Origin of the sequence: Dankookia rubra (assembly GCF_004355005.1) — a bacterium.
Classification (GTDB): Bacteria; Pseudomonadota; Alphaproteobacteria; order Acetobacterales; family Acetobacteraceae; genus Paracraurococcus; species Paracraurococcus ruber_A.
This window is the reverse complement of record NZ_SMSJ01000317.1, coordinates 1-759: the sequence shown is the minus strand read 5'-3', so window position 1 is coordinate 759 and position 759 is coordinate 1. Positions and strand designations below refer to the sequence as shown.

Here is a 759-nt window from a genome sequence, read left to right as displayed (position 1 = left end):
CGTAAGCGTCCTTCTTCGGCTGCCTTGCGCTGCGGGCGTCTGATTGGGTGACCTTGCTGGCTTGTGGGTGGTGCGGATGTCCGTTGCCGCCCTTACGCCTAGGGGTAAGGTCGGTGCCGGACGGTCGTGTGGGTGAGGTGATCAGCGTGGTGGCGCGTCGGCGCCGTTGGACGCTGGAGCAGAAGCTGGCGCTGGTTGAGGAGGTATCGCGCCCCGGCGCTTCGGTGGCGGCGGTCGCGGACCGGCATGGGATGAGCCGGAGCCTGCTGTTCGACTGGCGCCGGCAGGCGCGCGAGGGGACGATGCCCGGCTTGGTGCGGGCGGATGCGCCCCCGACGCTGGTGCCATTGAGGATCGTCGCGGACGAGCCGCCCGAGCCCAAGGCGGCCAACGCCACGCCGCCGCACCGGCGCATCACCCGACCGTGCAAGGCGGTTTCGATGATCGAGGTCGTGCTGCCGAACGGGCGGGTGCTGCGGGTGTCCGAGGCGATCCGGCCGGAGGTGCTGGGGCGGCTAGCCACGGCGCTGGACGCCTGATGCTGAGCTTCAACGCTGGCATCCGGGTTCATCTGGCGCTTGGCGTCACGGACATGCGGAAAGGGTTCGACGGCCTGGCCGCCCAGGTGCAGACGGTGCTGAAGGCTGATCCGTTCTCCGGCCACCTGTTCCTGTTCCGCGGCAGGCGGGGTGACCTGCTGAAGGCGCTTTGGTGGGATGGCCAGGGCCTGGTGCTGCTGGCCAAGCGTCTTGAGAAGGG

At 69.6% G+C, this 759-nt stretch carries 2 protein-coding genes; both read left to right on the top strand.

From position 1 onward, the window contains the following. Positions 1–113: 113 nt before the first annotated feature. Positions 114–539: an IS66-like element accessory protein TnpA gene (tnpA, locus tag E2C06_RS36790; RefSeq protein WP_165982926.1), complete on the top strand. Its 426-nt coding sequence runs from the start codon at positions 114–116 to the stop codon at positions 537–539. Beyond that, on the top strand, positions 539–759 hold a 221-nt coding region (tnpB, locus tag E2C06_RS36785), incomplete at its 3' end, for an IS66 family insertion sequence element accessory protein TnpB (protein ID WP_133293426.1). The genes tnpA and tnpB, both read left to right, overlap by 1 nt.